The 17757-nt window shown below is 31.3% G+C and carries 18 protein-coding genes; 12 read left to right on the forward strand and 6 right to left on the reverse strand.

The genetic code is table 11. From position 1 onward, the window contains the following. The first annotated feature begins 1 nt into the window (after position 1). Positions 2-712 carry a hypothetical protein gene (locus FHS04_RS01385; protein ID WP_106678074.1) on the forward strand — a complete coding sequence of 237 codons (711 nt, stop codon included), beginning with the start codon at positions 2-4 and terminating at the stop codon, positions 710-712. After that, on the forward strand, positions 705-1544 hold the full coding sequence (locus FHS04_RS01390) for a sensor histidine kinase (protein ID WP_106678071.1): 840 nt from the start codon (positions 705-707) through the stop codon (positions 1542-1544). Before FHS04_RS01385 ends, FHS04_RS01390 begins: the two co-directional genes overlap by 8 nt. Here the strand turns inward: FHS04_RS01390 and FHS04_RS01395 are convergent. From FHS04_RS01395 to panB, 4 genes are read right to left on the reverse strand one after another with little or no spacing between them, the layout of a single operon-like run. Continuing rightward, on the reverse strand, positions 1530-2900 hold the full coding sequence (locus FHS04_RS01395; RefSeq protein ID WP_106678067.1) for an aldehyde dehydrogenase: 1371 nt from the start codon (positions 2898-2900) through the stop codon (positions 1530-1532). The two genes, FHS04_RS01390 and FHS04_RS01395, sit on opposite strands and share 15 nt — an antisense overlap. Positions 2901-2938: 38 nt before the next feature. Then, positions 2939-3643 carry an RluA family pseudouridine synthase gene (locus FHS04_RS01400; RefSeq protein WP_244906271.1) on the reverse strand — a complete coding sequence of 235 codons (705 nt, stop codon included), beginning with the start codon at positions 3641-3643 and terminating at the stop codon, positions 2939-2941. A gap of 20 nt (positions 3644-3663) precedes the next feature. Continuing rightward, on the reverse strand, positions 3664-4014 hold the full coding sequence (locus FHS04_RS01405; RefSeq protein ID WP_106678062.1) for a four helix bundle protein: 351 nt from the start codon (positions 4012-4014) through the stop codon (positions 3664-3666). A gap of 48 nt (positions 4015-4062) precedes the next feature. Continuing rightward, positions 4063-4881 (reverse strand): 3-methyl-2-oxobutanoate hydroxymethyltransferase, encoded by an 819-nt coding sequence (gene panB / locus FHS04_RS01410; RefSeq protein WP_027878841.1) that lies wholly within the window; start codon positions 4879-4881, stop codon positions 4063-4065. A 101-nt stretch (positions 4882-4982) separates the two neighbouring features. Between panB and FHS04_RS01415 the strand changes: the two genes are divergently transcribed. Continuing rightward, positions 4983-5432: a nuclear transport factor 2 family protein gene (locus FHS04_RS01415; RefSeq protein WP_106678060.1), complete on the forward strand. Its 450-nt coding sequence runs from the start codon at positions 4983-4985 to the stop codon at positions 5430-5432. Between the two features lie 28 nt (positions 5433-5460). Here the strand turns inward: FHS04_RS01415 and FHS04_RS01420 are convergent, their stop codons facing one another. Together FHS04_RS01420 and FHS04_RS14315 are read right to left on the reverse strand one after the other, a co-directional pair. Beyond that, positions 5461-6882 (reverse strand): L-serine ammonia-lyase, encoded by a 1422-nt coding sequence (locus FHS04_RS01420; RefSeq protein ID WP_106678058.1) that lies wholly within the window; start codon positions 6880-6882, stop codon positions 5461-5463. An 85-nt stretch (positions 6883-6967) separates the two neighbouring features. Beyond that, on the reverse strand, positions 6968-7267 hold the full coding sequence (locus tag FHS04_RS14315; RefSeq protein WP_244906270.1) for a hypothetical protein: 300 nt from the start codon (positions 7265-7267) through the stop codon (positions 6968-6970). 366 nt (positions 7268-7633) lie between these two features. Between FHS04_RS14315 and dnaK the strand changes: the two genes are divergently transcribed. The 9 genes from dnaK (at position 7634) to FHS04_RS01470 (ending at position 17731) form a co-directional block, all read left to right on the forward strand. Beyond that, the gene (gene dnaK / locus FHS04_RS01430) at positions 7634-9544 is read left to right on the forward strand and encodes a molecular chaperone DnaK (RefSeq protein ID WP_106678056.1); all 1911 of its coding nucleotides are present in this window, start codon (positions 7634-7636) and stop codon (positions 9542-9544) included. A 106-nt stretch (positions 9545-9650) separates the two neighbouring features. After that, positions 9651-10880, forward strand: a complete 1230-nt coding sequence (locus FHS04_RS01435) for a class I SAM-dependent rRNA methyltransferase (protein WP_106678054.1) — start codon at positions 9651-9653, stop codon at positions 10878-10880. 57 nt (positions 10881-10937) lie between these two features. Continuing rightward, the gene (locus FHS04_RS01440) at positions 10938-11882 is read left to right on the forward strand and encodes an NAD(P)H-dependent flavin oxidoreductase (RefSeq protein ID WP_106678052.1); all 945 of its coding nucleotides are present in this window, start codon (positions 10938-10940) and stop codon (positions 11880-11882) included. A gap of 1 nt (position 11883) precedes the next feature. Beyond that, a complete protein-coding gene (locus tag FHS04_RS01445; RefSeq protein WP_106678050.1) occupies positions 11884-12504 on the forward strand; it encodes a YiiX/YebB-like N1pC/P60 family cysteine hydrolase in 621 nt (206 codons plus the stop codon). Between the two features lie 81 nt (positions 12505-12585). After that, positions 12586-13860, forward strand: coding sequence for a hypothetical protein (locus tag FHS04_RS01450; RefSeq protein WP_106678048.1), 1275 nt, complete (start codon positions 12586-12588; stop codon positions 13858-13860). Between the two features lie 46 nt (positions 13861-13906). Next, positions 13907-14329 carry a PaaI family thioesterase gene (locus tag FHS04_RS01455; protein WP_027878851.1) on the forward strand — a complete coding sequence of 141 codons (423 nt, stop codon included), beginning with the start codon at positions 13907-13909 and terminating at the stop codon, positions 14327-14329. Positions 14330-14332: 3 nt separating this feature from the next. Next, a complete protein-coding gene (locus FHS04_RS01460) occupies positions 14333-15457 on the forward strand; it encodes a chorismate-binding protein (RefSeq protein ID WP_106678046.1) in 1125 nt (374 codons plus the stop codon). Positions 15458-15519: 62 nt separating this feature from the next. Next, positions 15520-17268, forward strand: a complete 1749-nt coding sequence (menD, locus tag FHS04_RS01465) for a 2-succinyl-5-enolpyruvyl-6-hydroxy-3-cyclohexene-1-carboxylic-acid synthase (RefSeq protein WP_106678044.1) — start codon at positions 15520-15522, stop codon at positions 17266-17268. Between the two features lie 124 nt (positions 17269-17392). After that, positions 17393-17731, forward strand: a complete 339-nt coding sequence (locus tag FHS04_RS01470; RefSeq protein WP_106678042.1) for a DUF2853 family protein — start codon at positions 17393-17395, stop codon at positions 17729-17731. The last annotated feature ends 26 nt before the right edge of the window (positions 17732-17757 follow it).

Here is a 17757-nt window from a genome sequence, read left to right on the forward strand (position 1 = left end):
TTTGGAAAAGTTTTTTATTGAAAATTATTCATACCTAACTTATTTTGTTGAGTTAGTAGCAGTTATTGCTGGAATTATTACGTACAAAAAATATAAAGGAACACCAGCTACTTTTTTTATTAAAATTATTTGGTTTAGTTTTTTTATAGAACTTATTGGAAGCTATTCTAATTATTATAATACTTTTGATTTTTTAAAACCTATACTTAATTCTATTTTTAAAGTTAACTATTGGTGGTTTACCTTAACCTATTTAATAGGTGTTGTAATATCTATATCCATATTCTATCAGAAAATTTTAGAAAACATCAGATTTAAACTGTTTTTAAAATATTTAACTGTAGCTTATTTTTTATCTGCAGTTATATATTTGCTAATAAATCCAGACTTGTTTTTTAGTCAAATACCGCCTATAATATCTATTTTAGCAGGTATATTGGTCTTAACATCTTGTGTGCTTTATTTGATAGAATTATTGTTAACAGATAAGATTATAAATTTTTACAAATCAGTTTATTTTTATATAACAGTCGGACTATTTTTTTGGTGGATTGTAGTTACACCTTTAACATTTTATGACGTTTATATGGTTAATAGTGATTGGAAATATATTCTTTTAAAATGGCAGGTTTTTCTGTCCTTAAATTTTATGATGTATATTGTATTTGCTGTAGGGCTACTAATATCTAAACCAGAAAAAGTCAATGAGTAATTTTATAATTTTATTATTAAAAGATCCAGCAACATCAACAGCTGCAGAAAGATATTTGCTTATCTACATGATATTTGTTTTAATAGCAATTACATCTTTAGTAATCTTATTTTTTATAGTATTTCAAAAAAGAAAAAATAAGCTTTTGATAGATAAAATTAAGCAGAAACAAGCATTTGAAAAAGAATTATCCAATGCGCAAACCGAAATACAAGAACAAACTTTAAAAAATATTGGTTGGGAACTTCATGATAATGTTGGTCAATTACTAGCAGCAGCTAGTATGCAACTTAATATTTTGAAGACAAAATTAGATAATGATGACGTTTTAAATTCATTTAAAGATGCTTCAGATACTGTAAAAGAAAGTCTAAAAGAAGTACGCATGCTTTCTAGATCATTAAATAATGAAGTTATTTTAAATATAGGTTTTGAAAAGTCTATTAGTAATGAATTAGATCGCCTTAAAAAGATGAAGTTTGCTAGTGCAGAGCTTAATGTAAAAGGAGATATAGTAGAATTTGAAAATAAAAAACACGAGATAATTATTTTTAGAATTCTTCAAGAGTTCTTTTCTAATACCGTTAAGTATTCTGAAGCAAAAAACCTATCTGTTATTTTAGATTATCAAGAAAATCACCTAAAGATTATAGCTAAAGATGATGGTGTAGGTTTTGATATGAGCACAGTTAATAAAGGTGCAGGATTATTAAATATGCAAAGTAGAGCAGAATTAATTAATATGGAATATCAATTATTATCTCAACCAGGTGATGGTGTTACTTTAGAACTACTTTATCCTTACAAACACGATACTTTAGAGCCATTTTAGTAAAGATTTTAATTTTTTTAATTTACCAGAATAAGGTGCGTATCGCAAGGGAATATCTAGCCAATTTGCTTTTTTTACAATAGCTTTTTTATGGCTAAAAGTATCAAAAGTATACTTTCCGTGATAAGCGCCAATACCACTATTGCCAACACCTCCAAAAGGTAATTTATGATTTGCAAAGTGAACAACAGTATCATTAATACAACCACCACCAAAAGAAAATTCTTTAATTAATTTTTTGGCTTGTGTAGTATTTGTACTAAATACATAAAGGCTTAATGGTTTTGGATAGCGGTTTATAATTTTATGAACTTCATTTAAATTTTTAAATGAAATAACAGGTAAAATAGGACCAAATATTTCATCTTCCATCACTTTACTGTTTAATGAAGGTTCATCAATTATTGTTGGAGAAATATAAAGGTCTTCTGCATTAGTTTTTCCACCAATCATGCAGTTTTCATTTGTTAGCATTTCTGATAGTCGATTGAAGTTTTTCTTATTAATTATACGAGCAAAATCTGAAGATTTTTCAGGGTTTTTGGTATAGATAGTAATAAGTTCATCTTTTAAAACTTCATAAAACTTATTCTTAATAGACGCATCAATTAAAATGTAATCTGGAGCAATACAGGTTTGACCAGCATTAATAAACTTACCCCAAACAATACGTTTTACAGTTAGTTCTATATTAGCAGTTTTATCAATAATACAAGGATTTTTTCCTCCTAATTCTAAAGTTATAGGTGTTAGATTAGGTGCAGCTGCTTTAGCTACAATTTTACCTACACCAACGCTACCTGTAAAGAAAATATAATCCCAAACTTGATTTAGTAGTTTGGTAGAAGTATCTACACCACCTTCAACCACGGTTACAAATTCTGGTGGAAAAACATTTTTTATAATTTTTGTAAGTAAAGCTGATGTATTAGGTGTTAACTCACTTGGTTTTAGCACTACAGTATTTCCTGCTGCTACAGCACCAATTAATGGAGCTAAAGCTAGTTGGTAAGGATAATTCCATGGTGCGATAATTAAAACTGTTCCGTAAGGTTCAGAATATAAATAGTCTGATGAAGGAAAATTTAATAAGCTAGGAAATACACGTTTTGGTTTTGCCCATTTGTTTATATTATTTATTGTACGTTTTAAGTCTTGTAAAACAATAGCGGTTTCTGTTATGACAGATTCAAATTCTGGTTTTTTAAAATCGTCATAAAGCGCTTTAACAATAAGATCTTCTTGGTTAATTATTTCTGATTGAAGTTGTTTTAGTAATTGCTTTCTGTAGGCAATAGTTTTGGTTTTACCAGTTTTAAAAAAATCTTTTTGAGAATTTACTATAGCTTCAATCATGCCTTATTTCTTTTTTAATAAAAATAAGAATTATTAAACTAAATACAGGCGTCCCAAACAGGATCTTTTGGTAATGGTGCTGTAATATCTAACTCTTCTTTAGATACAGGATGAATAAATTTAATATTTCTGGCATGAAGACTTATACTAGCATCTTTGTTACTTCTATCAAAACCATATTTTAAATCGCCTTTTATTGGACAACCAATAGTGGATAATTGAGTACGTATTTGATGGTGTCTACCTGTTTCTAAAGTAACTTCTAATAAGTAGAAATTATCTAGTTTTTTGATAATTTGATAGCTTAAAATAGCTTTTTTACTGTCTTTAACTTCGGTAGAATGTGCGTAAGATTTATTGTTTTTAGGATTTTTTTTTAGCCAATGTACAAGTCTATCAGAATCCTTTTTAGGTTTATTTTTAACTAAAGCCCAATAGGTTTTTGTGATATCTTTAGCAGCAAACATCTTGTTAAGTCTTGGTAATGCTTTGCTAGTTTTAGAGAAAATCACCAAACCAGAAGTAGGTCTGTCTAATCGATGAACCGTTCCCAAATAGACATTTCCTGGTTTGTTGTATTTATCTTTTAAATAAGATTTGACTACATCGCTTAACGGTTTATCACCAGTTTTATCACCTTGCACAATATCTCCTGCACGTTTATTAACGACAATTATATGGTTGTCTTCGTGTAAGACTTGTAGATTGTTTTTGTTGGATAGATGTTTCGATTTTTGGATCACTAGATGATTAGATTTTTAGATTAGTTTAAAGAAGTATTAAACTTTGAAGTCATTTTGATTATTGAATTTAATTCATTTAATAATGATTCTAAATCTTCATCTGAAATAAACTTTAAATCAGAAGCTATTAGAAGTTGAGTTTCAATTTCAAAAGCAGAACCTAATGTTATTTGTAAAAATCTAGCAAAATCTTTATTTGATTTTCTAGAAGAACCTTCAGCAATGTTAGATGGAATTGATACAGCAGCTCGCCTTAATTGATTTGCTAGCCCGAATTTTTCAGATTCAGGAAAATTAGAAGTGACTTTATAAATAGCAGAGCAAAAAACTCTACTACGTTTCCAAATTTCTAAATCCTTAAATCTATGCATAAATAGTAATCTAATTAATCTAACAATCTAACAATCCAGTAATCTATATCAATATTGCTCCTTCTCACTAGGAAAATCAACCGACTTTACATCATCCACATATTGAGATATTGCAGAAGTCATATCGTCATAAAGATTCATATAGCGGCGTAAAAATCTTGGATTAAACTCATGGGTCATGCCAATCATATCGTGAAGAACTAATACTTGACCATCTACACCATTACCAGCACCTATACCAATTACAGGAATTGACACACTTTCTGCAACTTCTTTAGCTAATGTAGCAGGGATTTTTTCTAGAACAATAGCAAAACAACCTGCTCTTTCTAACATTATTGCATCAGATTTTAGTTTTTCAGCTTCAAATTCTTCTTTAGCTCTTACTGTATAAGTTCCAAATTTATAGATAGATTGTGGCATAAGCCCTAAATGTCCCATTACAGGTATACCAGCGTTTATTATACGTTTAATAGATTCTTTTACTTCTTTTCCACCTTCAAGTTTTACCGCATGTCCGCCAGATTCTTTCATAATTCTAATAGCAGATCTTAAGGCTTCTTTAGGATCACTTTGGTAAGTTCCAAAAGGTAAATCTACCACTACTAACGCACGTTTTACAGCACGAATTACAGAAGAGGCATGGTAAATCATTTGGTCAAGAGTAATTGGTAATGTAGTTTCATGACCTGCCATTACATTACTTGCAGAATCACCAACTAAAATTACGTCTACACCAGCGCCATCTACGATAGTAGCCATAGTATAATCGTAAGCGGTAAGCATAGAAATTTTTTCGTTATTAGCCTTCATATCGACTAATGTTTTTACAGTAACTCTCTTATATTCTTTTTTTGCGGTAGACATAATTTTTAATTTGATAGACTGTAAAAATACTAAAATTAAGGCGTATTGCTAAATTTTTCTTTTAGTTGAAAATCTTATATTTACAATAAATTATGTTTAAGATGAAATCAATTTTCTATGTTATTTTGCTATTAATTTCTGTTGAAACTTTTGCACAAAGTGAAGCTGAAGTACAAAAAACTATCGAAACGTTTTTTGAAGGTTTTCATAAACAGGATTCTACACTATTAAATCAAGTGGTTTATAAAGATGTTACGTTACAAACGATAGTGATTAACCGAGAAGGAAAAACCATTTTGCACACCGAAGATTATTCAAATTTTATAACTTCAATTTTATCAATTCCTAAAAATCAAAAATTTAAAGAAAAACTATTAGATTTTGATATTAAAATTGACGGAAATATGGCAAATGCTTGGACACCTTACCAGTTTTGGTTTAACGACCAGTTTAGTCATTGTGGTGTTAATTCATTTCAATTAATTAAAGTTGATAATGCTTGGAAAATCTTCTCTTTAGTAGACACAAGACGTAAAGATTGTGAAGAATAATTTAATTTATTTTTTTGCGTAGTCGAAGCTAACAATCAGATAAACTTACTCTAACCGCTAATCCTCCTTCGCTGGTTTCTTTATATTTAGTATGCATGTCTTTAGCAGTTTCCCACATGGTATCTACTACTTTGTCTAGTGGTACTTTTACGTTTTTAGGATCTGTATCTAAAGCTAATTCGGCAGCGTTAATTGCTTTTATTGCGCCCATACTATTACGTTCTATACATGGTATTTGCACTAATCCAGCAATTGGATCACAGGTTAGTCCCAAATGATGTTCCATTGCAATTTCTGCAGCAATCATGACTTGTTCTGGAGTACCACCAAGTAATTCGGTTAAAGCACCAGCAGCCATAGCAGAAGAAACGCCAATTTCAGCTTGACATCCGCCCATAGCAGCACTAATAGTTGCTCCTTTTTTAAAGATACTACCAATTTCACTAGCTACTAAAAGAAAACGCTTTATGTCGCTAAAATCGCCATCATGATTTTCAATAACCATATAATACATTAACACAGCAGGAATTACACCAGCACTTCCGTTAGTTGGTGCTGTTACTACACGACCTAAAGATGCGTTAACTTCATTTACAGCTAAAGCAAAACAGCTAACCCATTTAAGGATTTGCCTAAATTTTACTTCACTTTCTCTTATACTTTCTAACCATTCTTGTGGTGTAGTGTAAGGGACTTCGACATTTAAACGTTTATGCGTGTCATAAGCACGTCTTCTAACATTTAAACCGCCGGGTAGATTACCTTCTGTATGACAGCCTACAAACATACATTCTAGCATGGTTTGCCAAATGCGATTTAATTCAAAATCAATTTCTTCGTCAGTACGAAGTGATCTTTCGTTTTCAAGTACAATTTCAGAGATACTAAGATTTTCTTTATGGCAAAATTCTAGTAACTCAGTTGCTTTGTGTATTGGATATGGAAATTCTTTAAGCAGTTCTACATTTTCTTCATGTACAGTACGTTCTTCTTTAACCACAAATCCGCCACCAATAGAGTAGAATGTAGACTCATGCGTTTCATTTTCGGCGAAAGCGGTAAACTTAATTCCGTTTGCATGAAACGGTAAAAACTCACGGTTAAACACAATATCTTTTTCGGGTTCAAAAGGAATTACTAACTCATTGTTTAAAACTAATTTGTGCGTGTTAGTGATAGACGCAATTACAATGTCAATAGTATCAGTAGGTATACGTTCTGGATCAGCACCACTTAAACCTAGCATAACGGCTAAGTCAGTAGCATGACCTTTTCCTGTTAAGGATAATGACCCATATAGGTCAACTTTTACATTAATAATGCGGTCAAAAAAGTTATCTGCTTTTAGCTCATAAATCCAGCGTTCGGCAGCACGCCAAGGTCCTAAAGTGTGAGAACTTGATGGACCTACGCCAATTTTAAGCATATCAAAAACCGAGATACATTCCATTTACGAAAACGTTATATTTTTCGCAAATATACATTTGTTATTTGTGTTACAATAAAAAAGAGAAAATATTAACTATTAATAAAGTTTATCGTCTTTTAAACGACTTTATATCAAGTAGCTCTATAACATTATTAATATCTGAATAATCAATTCTACCAACGTTATCTGCAGGAACAACTACAACTCTAAATATTTGATTATTTGTCCAAACAGGATCTAAAGTACTAAAATTAGTATCTCCTTCTAAGAAAAACCTTACATCGTTTTGAGTAAAATCAAAGTTGTAAGTTAAAGATGTATTGTCTTCAAAAGTGGTGCTTTGAGGTAACAATCGCCAGATATCTTGACCGTTATCTGTATCCCATAAAATATAAACGAGTGTCATGTCGTAAGGAAACAAATCAAAACCATATGGTTCTATAAATTCATAATTATTTTCAGCAGTAAAATCTATTGCAATTTCAAAAGCACTAGAAACAATTAATCCTCCATCTTGACCATCAAATCCAGGAGGACCTTGCGGACCTTAACAAGCAAATAAAAAAGCGACAATAACTAAGGACAATAATTTTTTCATAACTAAAATTTTAATTTTTATAAAGTTACAATTATGTTTTAAAATACTGTGTTTATTGATTATCTAAATTTAAATATGACATCGTGTCAGTAAAAATGTCTTGGCATATTAATTGACTTAATGACGTCGAATAAGTTTTTTAAAACACAACAAAAAAATAAATTATATAAAATTATGAGTAAGATTATTGGAATCGATTTAGGAACAACTAACTCTTGCGTTTCTGTAATGGAAGGTAACGAACCAGTAGTTATCCCTAACGCAGAAGGTAAGCGTACTACACCTTCTGTAATCGCTTTTGTTGAAGGCGGAGAGATAAAAGTTGGTGATCCAGCAAAACGTCAAGCAGTAACAAACCCAACAAAAACTGTTTATTCTATTAAACGTTTTATGGGTAATAAATATTCTGAGTCTAAAAACGAAGCAGAACGTGTACCATATAAAGTAGTAAAAGGTGATAACGATACACCTCGTGTAGATATTGATGGTCGTTTATATACGCCACAAGAATTATCTGCAATGGTACTTCAAAAAATGAAAAAAACAGCTGAAGACTACTTAGGACAAGACGTAAGTGAAGCAGTAATTACTGTGCCAGCTTACTTTAATGATAGCCAACGTCAAGCAACAAAAGAAGCAGGAGAAATTGCTGGTCTTAAAGTTAGACGTATCATTAACGAGCCTACAGCAGCAGCTTTAGCTTATGGATTAGACAAAAAAGGAACAGATCAAAAAATTGTAGTATTTGACTTTGGTGGTGGTACACATGACGTATCTATCTTAGAATTAGGAGATGGCGTTTTTGAAGTATTATCTACAGACGGAGATACACATTTAGGTGGTGATGATGTAGATGAAAAAATTATTAACTGGTTAGCAGACGAGTTTCAAGCTGAAGAAAACATGGACTTACGTAAAGATCCAATGTCTTTACAACGTTTAAAAGAAGCTTCAGAAAAAGCTAAGATAGAGTTATCATCTTCTGAGCAAACTGAAATCAACTTACCATATATCACAGCTACAGCAAGCGGACCAAAACACTTAGTGCGTACATTAACACGTAGTAAATTTGAGCAATTAATAGACGATTTAGTAAAACGTACTATAGAGCCATGTGAGTCAGCATTAAAGTCTGCAGGATTAAGTAAAAGTGACATTGACCAAATAATCTTAGTTGGTGGATCTACACGTATTCCAGCAGTACAAAAAGCAGTAGAAAGTTTCTTTGGTAAAGCGCCAAGTAAAGGTGTAAACCCAGACGAGGTTGTATCTTTAGGAGCAGCAATACAAGGTGGTGTATTAACAGGAGATGTAAAAGATGTATTATTATTAGATGTAACACCATTATCATTAGGTATCGAGACTATGGGTAACGTATTTACTAAGTTAATCGAAGCAAATACAACAATCCCAACAAAAAAATCTCAGGTATTTTCTACCGCAGCAGATAATCAGCCATCAGTAGAAATCCACGTATTACAAGGAGAACGTGCTATGGCGGCAGATAATAAAACGATTGGACGTTTCCATTTAGACGGAATTCCACCAGCACAAAGAGGTGTACCACAAATTGAGGTAACTTTTGATATTGATGCTAATGGTATTATTAAAGTATCTGCAACAGATAAGGCAACAGGAAAATCTCAAGATATTCGTATTGAAGCGTCTTCTGGTTTAACTGAAGACGAAATCCAAAAGATGAAAGCTGACGCTGAAGCAAATGCAGAAGCAGATAAAAAAGCAGCAGAAAGTGCTAAGAAGTTAAACGAAGCAGATTCTATGATTTTCCAAACGGAAAAACAATTAAAAGAATTTGGTGATAAATTATCAGACGTTAAGAAAAAGCCAATTGAAGATGCTTTAGAAGAACTTAAAAAAGCTTACGAAACAAAAGACTTAGCAGTAATCGAGCCAGCGTTAGAAAAAATTAACGAAGCTTGGAAAGTTGCTAGCGAAGAAATGTACAAAGCACAACAAGAAGCACAAGGAGCAGCTGGTGCAACAGACGCAGGTGCAGGCGCACAAGGTCAAGCAGCAGACTCTGGTAGTGATGTTGAAGATGTTGACTTCGAAGAAGTGAAATAATTTATCATTTCTTAGTAAAACTTAGAATCTAAATAAAACTAAAAACGCAATCTTTTCGGTTGCGTTTTTGCATTTATATAACCTACATTTGTAGTAAAATTAGTAGATGACTTTTTCAGAAAAAATAAAAGCAAATTATCAACCTAAACGCCTTGCTGTAAAATTAAATGCAAAAGGCGAGCAATTTGTTGTAAAAGGTCATCCTTGGGTATTTTCTAATAGTATTGTTAAGATAAATGACGATGCAAAAACAGGTGATTTAGCTATAATCTTCAGTAAAAACAAAAACAAAGTTATTGCTTTAGGTTTGTTTGATGCTAATTCGCCTATTCGTATCAAAATTATACACAATTCTCAAGAAAAGGTTGAAGTCAATTCCGCTTTTTTTCATCATAAAATAGAAAACGCATTTGCATTAAGACAACCGTTATTGCAAACCAATACTAATAGTTATCGCTTATTGTTTGGCGAAAATGATGGATTTCCTGGGTTAATAGCAGATGTGTATGACAAAGTTTTGGTCGTTAAATTATATTCTGAAATCTGGCTACCTTACATAGAAACTATTATTCCTAGTTTACAGCAAATTTCTAAAGCAGAAACTGTAGTTGTTAGATTAAGCCGAAGTCTGGAAAATTCATCTAATCACCAATTAAAAGATGGCGATGTTATTTATGGTACTTTAGAAAATGAAGTTGTAGAATTTGTTGAACACGACGTAAAATTTTCAGCTCACGTTATTAAAGGTCACAAAACAGGTTATTTTTTAGATCATCGTGCTAATAGAAAACAAGTAGGCGAGTGGAGTAAAAACAAAACCGTATTGGATGTGTTTAGTTATGCTGGCGGATTTTCGGTACATGCATTGTATAATGGCGCAAAAGAAGTAACTAGTTTAGATATAAGTAAACAAGCGCTGGAAGTTGCTGTTCAAAACGGAAAATTAAACGATTATACAGGAATACATAAAACCATTGCAGGTGATGCTTTTGAAGCACTGAAGCAACTTATCAAAGAAAACAAAACGTTTGACGTCGTTGTTATCGATCCGCCAAGTTTTGCAAAACAAGCGTCAGAAATAGATTTAGCTAAAAAGAAATACGCACAATTAGCCCAATTAGGAGAACAACTTACTGCTAAAAATGGACTATTAGTTTTAGCGTCATGTTCTTCTAGAGTTGTTCCTCAAGCGTTTTTCGATATTAATAAACAAGTGTTGTTAGATAGTAATAGGACTTTCAATTTAATTTTAAAAACTGGACATGACATTGATCATCCAGTAACCTTTCCAGAAGGAGAATACCTAAAATGTGGTTATTATAGATTTCAAAACTAAAAAGTGTTATGCGTGCATAATATTTTTGTATATTTAGACCTTCTAAATTATAACAAAATGCAAACTAAACTTACAGAGTTACTTAATATAAAACATCCTATCATAATGGCGCCAATGTTTTTGGTGTCTAACGTTGCAATGGTTAAAGAAGCAATGAATTCTGGTATTGCTGGATGTATACCAGCATTAAACTATCGTACTTTAGAGGAATTAAGAGCAGCAATTAAAGAACTTAAAGCTAGTAAGCCTGAAGGTGGCGCATTTGGTTTTAACTTAATTGTAAACAAGTCAAACCCTAAAGCTAAAGCTCAATTAGATGTTTTATGCGAAGAAGGTTGTGATTTTATTTTAACGTCTTTAGGTAACCCAAAAGAAACTATAGAACATGCTCACAAAGTCGGTATAAAAGTGTTTTGTGATATTACCGATTTACGTTTTGCCCAAAAAGTAGAAAGTTTGGGCGCAGATGCTGTTGTTGCAGTAAATAACGAAGCTGGCGGACATAGAGGAAATATCTCACCAGAAGAATTAATTTCAACTTTAAAAAACAATTTAAATATACCTGTAATCTCTGCTGGTGGCGTTGGCTGTAAGGCAGATATTGATAAAATGTTAAGTTATGGTGCTGTTGGCGTATCAGTTGGAAGTCCGTTTATAGCCTCAGAAGAAGCTGGTGTTACAGATGAATATAAGCAAGCTTGCGTAGATTATGGCGCAAAAGATATAGTTATGACCGAGCGTATTTCGGGTACACCATGTACAGTCATTAATACACCTTATGTTAAAAAGATTGGTACAAAAGCTACTTGGATAGAAAACCTGTTAAACAAGAATAAAAAATTGAAAAAATGGGTAAAAATGATTCGTTTTTCAATAGGAATGAAAGCTACCGAAAAAGCAGCTAAAAAAGCGACTTACAAAACGGTTTGGGTTGCAGGTCCAAGTATAGAACACACAAAAGAAATCTTGCCTGTAAAAGACATTATTGCAAATTTAGTCTAAGATGAAATACTTATGCTTTATTCTAGTCTTAATAGTCTCTTGTGCAAAAAAAGAGACTATAAAAACTGGTGATGTTATTTTTAGAGAACCAATAACAAACAGTCAACTTTCTGAAGCTATAAATGAAGTCACGCAAACCAAAAAAGTGACTAATTATACGCATATGGGTATTTGTTTTATTGAAAATGATTCGGTAAAAGTCATTCATTCAGATGCAGATTTAGGTGTTGTAATTCAACCGTTACAAGTGTTTTTACAACCAGAAGATTCTACAACTTATTTTGCAGATGTTTACCGTATAAATCAGCTTGAATCTTCTCAAGCTTTAAAAGTTATTAGTAACGCAAAAGCATTGGTTGGTCAGCCTTATAATACCACTTATATTTTTGAAGATGAAGGTTATTATTGTTCAGAATTTGTCTACGAAGCCTTCAAAGATCATCAAGTGTTTCAATTAGAACCAATGACGTTTAAAGATCCAAAAACTAATCAGTTTCACGAAGGTTGGATTAGTCATTACAAAGCATTAAATATCGAAATTCCCGAAGGTAAGTTAGGTTGTAATCCTAACGGGATGGCTAATAACAAAAACCTAACTTTAGTAAAAAGCTTTAGAAATTAGTTAATAAAATATTAATCTCTGAAATTGATTTTTGAAGGTTTTTTAAGTTTTGTAACTTGTAGAAAACCAACTTAAATCTTAATGAAACGAATTTTATATTTTTTTATAATTCTGTTAATAATAGCTTTAGGCCTGTTATACTGGTCAACTTCTTCTACAGACCAAGTTTTCAAAAAGGCAGAATTAATTAATATTAAAAACATCAATTCGGTAGATTTTAAAACTAAAGATTCTGTGTTAGTTGCAGCAAGTGATTTGTATCAAGCAGATGAGGTTAAAAAACTAATGCAAGGCGAGCAATACCGTAAGGCTTGGTCAACACCAGTAAAAGTGCCAGTTATGTATTTAGATACTTTATTTGGTGGCGTCACTATTGAAAAAGAAGGTGGCGGAAAACAAACCCATTCTTTAAAATTAAAAACCAAAAATGATATCGAATTAACGTTACGTAGCGTTAATAAAGATCCAGAAGCTTTAATCCCAGAATTTGCAAAAACTTTAGGTTTAGAAAATATTGTGGTAGATGGCATTTCTGCACAACATCCTTACGCAGCTATTTTGGTGGCTAAATTAGCAGATTACGCCAAAGTACATCACACAAGACCTAAATTAGTCTTTGTACCAAAACAGAAAACATTAAAAAACTACAATGACAAATACGGAAATAGATTGTTTCTTTTAGAATATGAAACCGAAAGCAAAACCAATTGGACTAAAGAAAATAATGTAATTGAAATATTAGATACAGACGATTTACAAGAGCTAAAATTAGAGCAACCAGAACAGCTTAGTATAGATAAAAAAGCTTTGATTCGCGTCCGTCTTTTTGATTTATTAATTGGCGATTGGGACAGACATACCAAACAATGGGGCTGGATTGTAAAACAAGAAAAAAAAGTGCTAAAAGCTATTCCAATTGCAGGAGATAGGGATAATGCTTTTTTTAGTGTAGATGGCGTTTTACCAACCATACTTTCAGATAAAAATGTAGTTCCAGAATTAAGACCATTTACATCAGAAATAGATTTTATGCCAGGATTAGTCTATCCTTTTGATCAATATTTTCTTATAAATACGTCCGAAGAATTATTTGTCGAGCAAGCAAAACAGCTTCAAAAATTATTAACCGATGAGGTTTTAGAACAATCGTTGTCTGTTTGGCCAAAACAAATAGCAGAAATAGATGGAGAAGAAATCATCTCGAAAATAAAATCAAGACGTGACCATTTAATAGAATATGCCAAGCAATTTAAAGTAGAAATTGATAAAAAAGGTGTAGTAAATCAACCGTTAAAAGGTTCGGAAGACATTAATTTGCCTGAAAAATTATTACAGTGTTTTGAGTGTAATAATTAAAATTCTTCTAAAATAGTTAGTAAATTTACAGCTCAAAATTATAACAATGCAATACACAAAAGAAGAAGTGCTAGCACAAGCCAATAAAGCTAGTAAAAATACATTAATGGAAACTTTAGAAATAGAAATGGTAGATTTTGGACCAGATTTTTTAGTTGCCAGAATGCCAGTTACTTCAAAGGTACATCAACCTGATGGTGTGTTACATGGTGGCGCAACAGCAGCACTAGCAGAAAGTGTAGGTAGTTTTGCATCGGTTATTTTTACAGACTCTAATTTAATGGTTAGAGGCTTAGAAATTACTGCAAATCACGTGAAAAGTATTAGAGAAGGATTTGTATTTGCAAAAGCAACATTTTTACACAAAGGTCGTACCACGCAATTGTTGGATATTAGAGTTACCGATCAAGATGAAAACCTAATATCTATCTGTAAATTGTCAACTATTTCTTTACCAAAAAAGAAGTAATTAATGCAGCAATCGTTTTTCAATCAATTACAAAATCGTTTAGAAAATCAGTTACCATTTGTAGCGTATCGTAAGCCAAATGAGACTAGCGTTTATGCTATTTTACAAAAGAATGATGCTTTAAATTATTGTCAAGATTTTACTAATTCTGGTTTTGTGTTTTCACCTTTTGAAAATATTGAAAACGCCATTATTTTTCCTTTAAATCAAAGTGAAATTATTGAATTTAAAGATGAAATAATTTTAGATGAAACTGAACATTCTCAATCAAATTTCAATTTAGAAAATAGAGAAAAAGCAAAGCAATTTCACGTTAATTTAGTTGAAAATGCTGTAAATGCAATTAAAAACGAAAGTTTTAAAAAAGTAGTCGTTTCCAGAGTTGAACAATCGCCATTTAATAGTTCAGAAACTATTTTGCTATTTAAAAGATTGCTAAATAATTACAAGACCGCAATGGTGTATTGTTGGTACCATCCAAAAGTAGGTTTGTGGTTAGGAGCAACACCAGAAACGTTATTAAAAATTGAAGGTAACCGATTGCAAACAATGTCGTTAGCAGGTACACAACCGTATGTAAATACAACAGATGTAACTTGGCAAAATAAAGAAATTGAAGAGCAGCAATTTGTGACCGATTTTATTGTAGATAGCCTTAAACCATTGATAAATACAGTAAGTACTACAAAACGACAAACTATAAAAGCTGGTCAATTACTACACTTACAAACAAAAATTTCGGCAGTTTTTGATAAAGCTAATTTCAACTTCAAAAATGTTTTAAAAGCGTTGCATCCTACGCCAGCAGTTTGCGGATTACCAAAAGCGACAGCAAAAGATTTCATTTTAAAAAATGAAAATTATAATCGTGAGTTTTATACCGGTTTTTTAGGCGAACTTAATTTTACTCAAACAAAATCAAGAAATACCAACCGTAAAAATGTAGAAAATAATGCCTACCAAAGCATTAAAACTGTCACTAATTTATTTGTTAATTTACGTTGTCTTCAAATAAAAAATAATCAAGCATTAATCTACGTTGGTGGCGGAATTACAAAAGATTCTAACCCAGAAAAAGAATGGGAAGAAACCGTTGCTAAAAGCTTAACCATAAAAAGCTTACTTTAGGCTAGATTTCTTTTAAAATCAAATTCATTTAGACTTAAAAATTGCGTATTTTTGTAAGTAGAATGAAGTACCCAAAAATTCCTTTAGCACAGACCGTTGTTCAGCTTTGTAAAGTTAAACAGATTCAACATATTATTTTATCACCAGGTAGTCGTAATGCGCCGTTAACCATAGGTTTTACGCATGACGATTATTTTAAATGTTACAGTATTGTAGACGAGCGTTGTGCGGCATTTTTTGCTCTTGGTATTGCACAACAAATTAAAGCGCCAGTTGCAGTTGTTTGTACGTCTGGTAGTGCTTTGCTAAATTATTATCCAGCAGTTTCAGAAGCGTTTTACAGTCATATTCCTTTAGTGGTTTTAAGTGCCGATCGACCAAAATATTTGGTTGGTATTGGTGACGGACAGACGATTAATCAAGAAGATGTCTATAAAAATCACATTTTATATTCGGCAAATTTGAAGTTAGATTTAGACGAAAAAAAATCTAAAAAACAAGACGATTTACCGATAATGAAAAACATTGAAAATAGATTAGAGTCTTTTTTAGGTTTACAGCAGAATATTCAAGACTATAATGAAGCCGAAATTAATATAGCCATTAATATTGCTTTAGAAAATGAAGGTCCAGTACACATTAATATTCCTTTTGAAGAGCCACTTTATGATAGAGTAGAAGCACTTTCGGTTAATCCAAAAGTGATACAACTTAATGTTGAAGATGAAATTGAAAGTGATTACCAAACATATGCTGAAATTTGGAATAAAGCAGATCGAAAACTGGTTTTAGTAGGTGTTTTAAGCCCAAATTCTGTAGAGCAAAAATTTATCAATCAATTGGCAGAAGATGATAGTGTTTTGATTATGACAGAAACTACATCAAACCTTCATCATCCTAAAATAGTGCCAAGTATTGATAAATTAATAGCTGCGTTGACACCTGAAGAGTTTCAAGTTTTAAAACCTGAAATTGTATTAACATTTGGAGGTTTAATAGTTTCAAAAAAAATAAAACGCTTTTTAAGAGATTATCAACCAAAACACCATTGGCATGTTGGTAAAAATAAAGCTAACGATACATTTTTTGTTCTAGATAAAGTCTTTAAACAAAATATAAATTCATTTTTTAATGCTTTTTTACCATTAACTATTGCTAATCAAAGTAAATATGCTTCATTTTGGTTATCACAATTAGAAAATCGTAGAAAAAATCATATTGATTACTTAAATAAAATAGAATTTACAGATTTTAAAGCATTTCATTCTATTTTAAATACTGTACCAAATAATTGGCAACTTCAAGTAAGTAACAGCTCTACAATTAGATATTTACAGTTATTTGATGTCAATCCTACTTTAGAAGTATTTTGTAATAGAGGAACAAGTGGTATAGACGGTAGTACAAGTACAGCAATTGGAGCAGCGATAGGTAATACAAAACCAACACTTTTTATTACAGGAGATTTATCTTTCTTTTATGATAGTAATGCCTTGTGGAACAACTACATCCCAAAAAACTTCAGGATTATTGTTATAAATAATGAAGGTGGTGGAATTTTTAGAATTCTTCCAGGTCATAAAAACACTGCTAATTTTGATTATTATTTTGAAACCAAACATCATTTAACAGCAGAACATCTTTGTAAAATGTACAATTTTGAATATGAAAGAACTAAAGATGAATTTGAGTTAAATGAAGCTTTATCAAAATTTTATGAACCATCAAACAAACCAAAGTTGTTAGAAATTTTTACACCATCTACCCAAAATGATGATGTTTTACTTAATTACTTTAAAGCTGTAAAATAATTTTATCGTAAAAAAACACCTTTTATCGTATTTGTTATATTTATTAATAGTAAGTAATTATAGTAAATCAAAAAATTGTACCTTTAAAGTAGCTAAAAACATTAATCTATAAAAAGTTATTATTATGAGTAAACGCGATGAATTAATTACTAAATATGCAGCAGATTTAAAAGATAAATGTGGTGTAAATCCTGATATGGATTTGTTAACAAAAGTAACGATAGGTTGCGGACCATCAATTTACAATGCAGATGCAGCAACTGTTTCAGGATCTGATCAATCAGAATTAGATACAGTAAAAAACAATTTTTTAATTAAAAAATTAGGTTTAAATGATGGGCCAGAATTAGATAAAGCAATAGATGCTGTTATGGAAACTTACGGTAAATCTAACAGAAATAAATATAGAGCTGTTGTATACTATTTATTAACTAAACATTTTAATAAAGAATCTGTATATTAATAGATAAAAAATATTAAAAAAAGCGT

This window comes from Mesoflavibacter zeaxanthinifaciens subsp. sabulilitoris, from assembly GCF_014191595.1.
GTDB lineage: Bacteria > Bacteroidota > Bacteroidia > Flavobacteriales > Flavobacteriaceae > Mesoflavibacter > Mesoflavibacter zeaxanthinifaciens.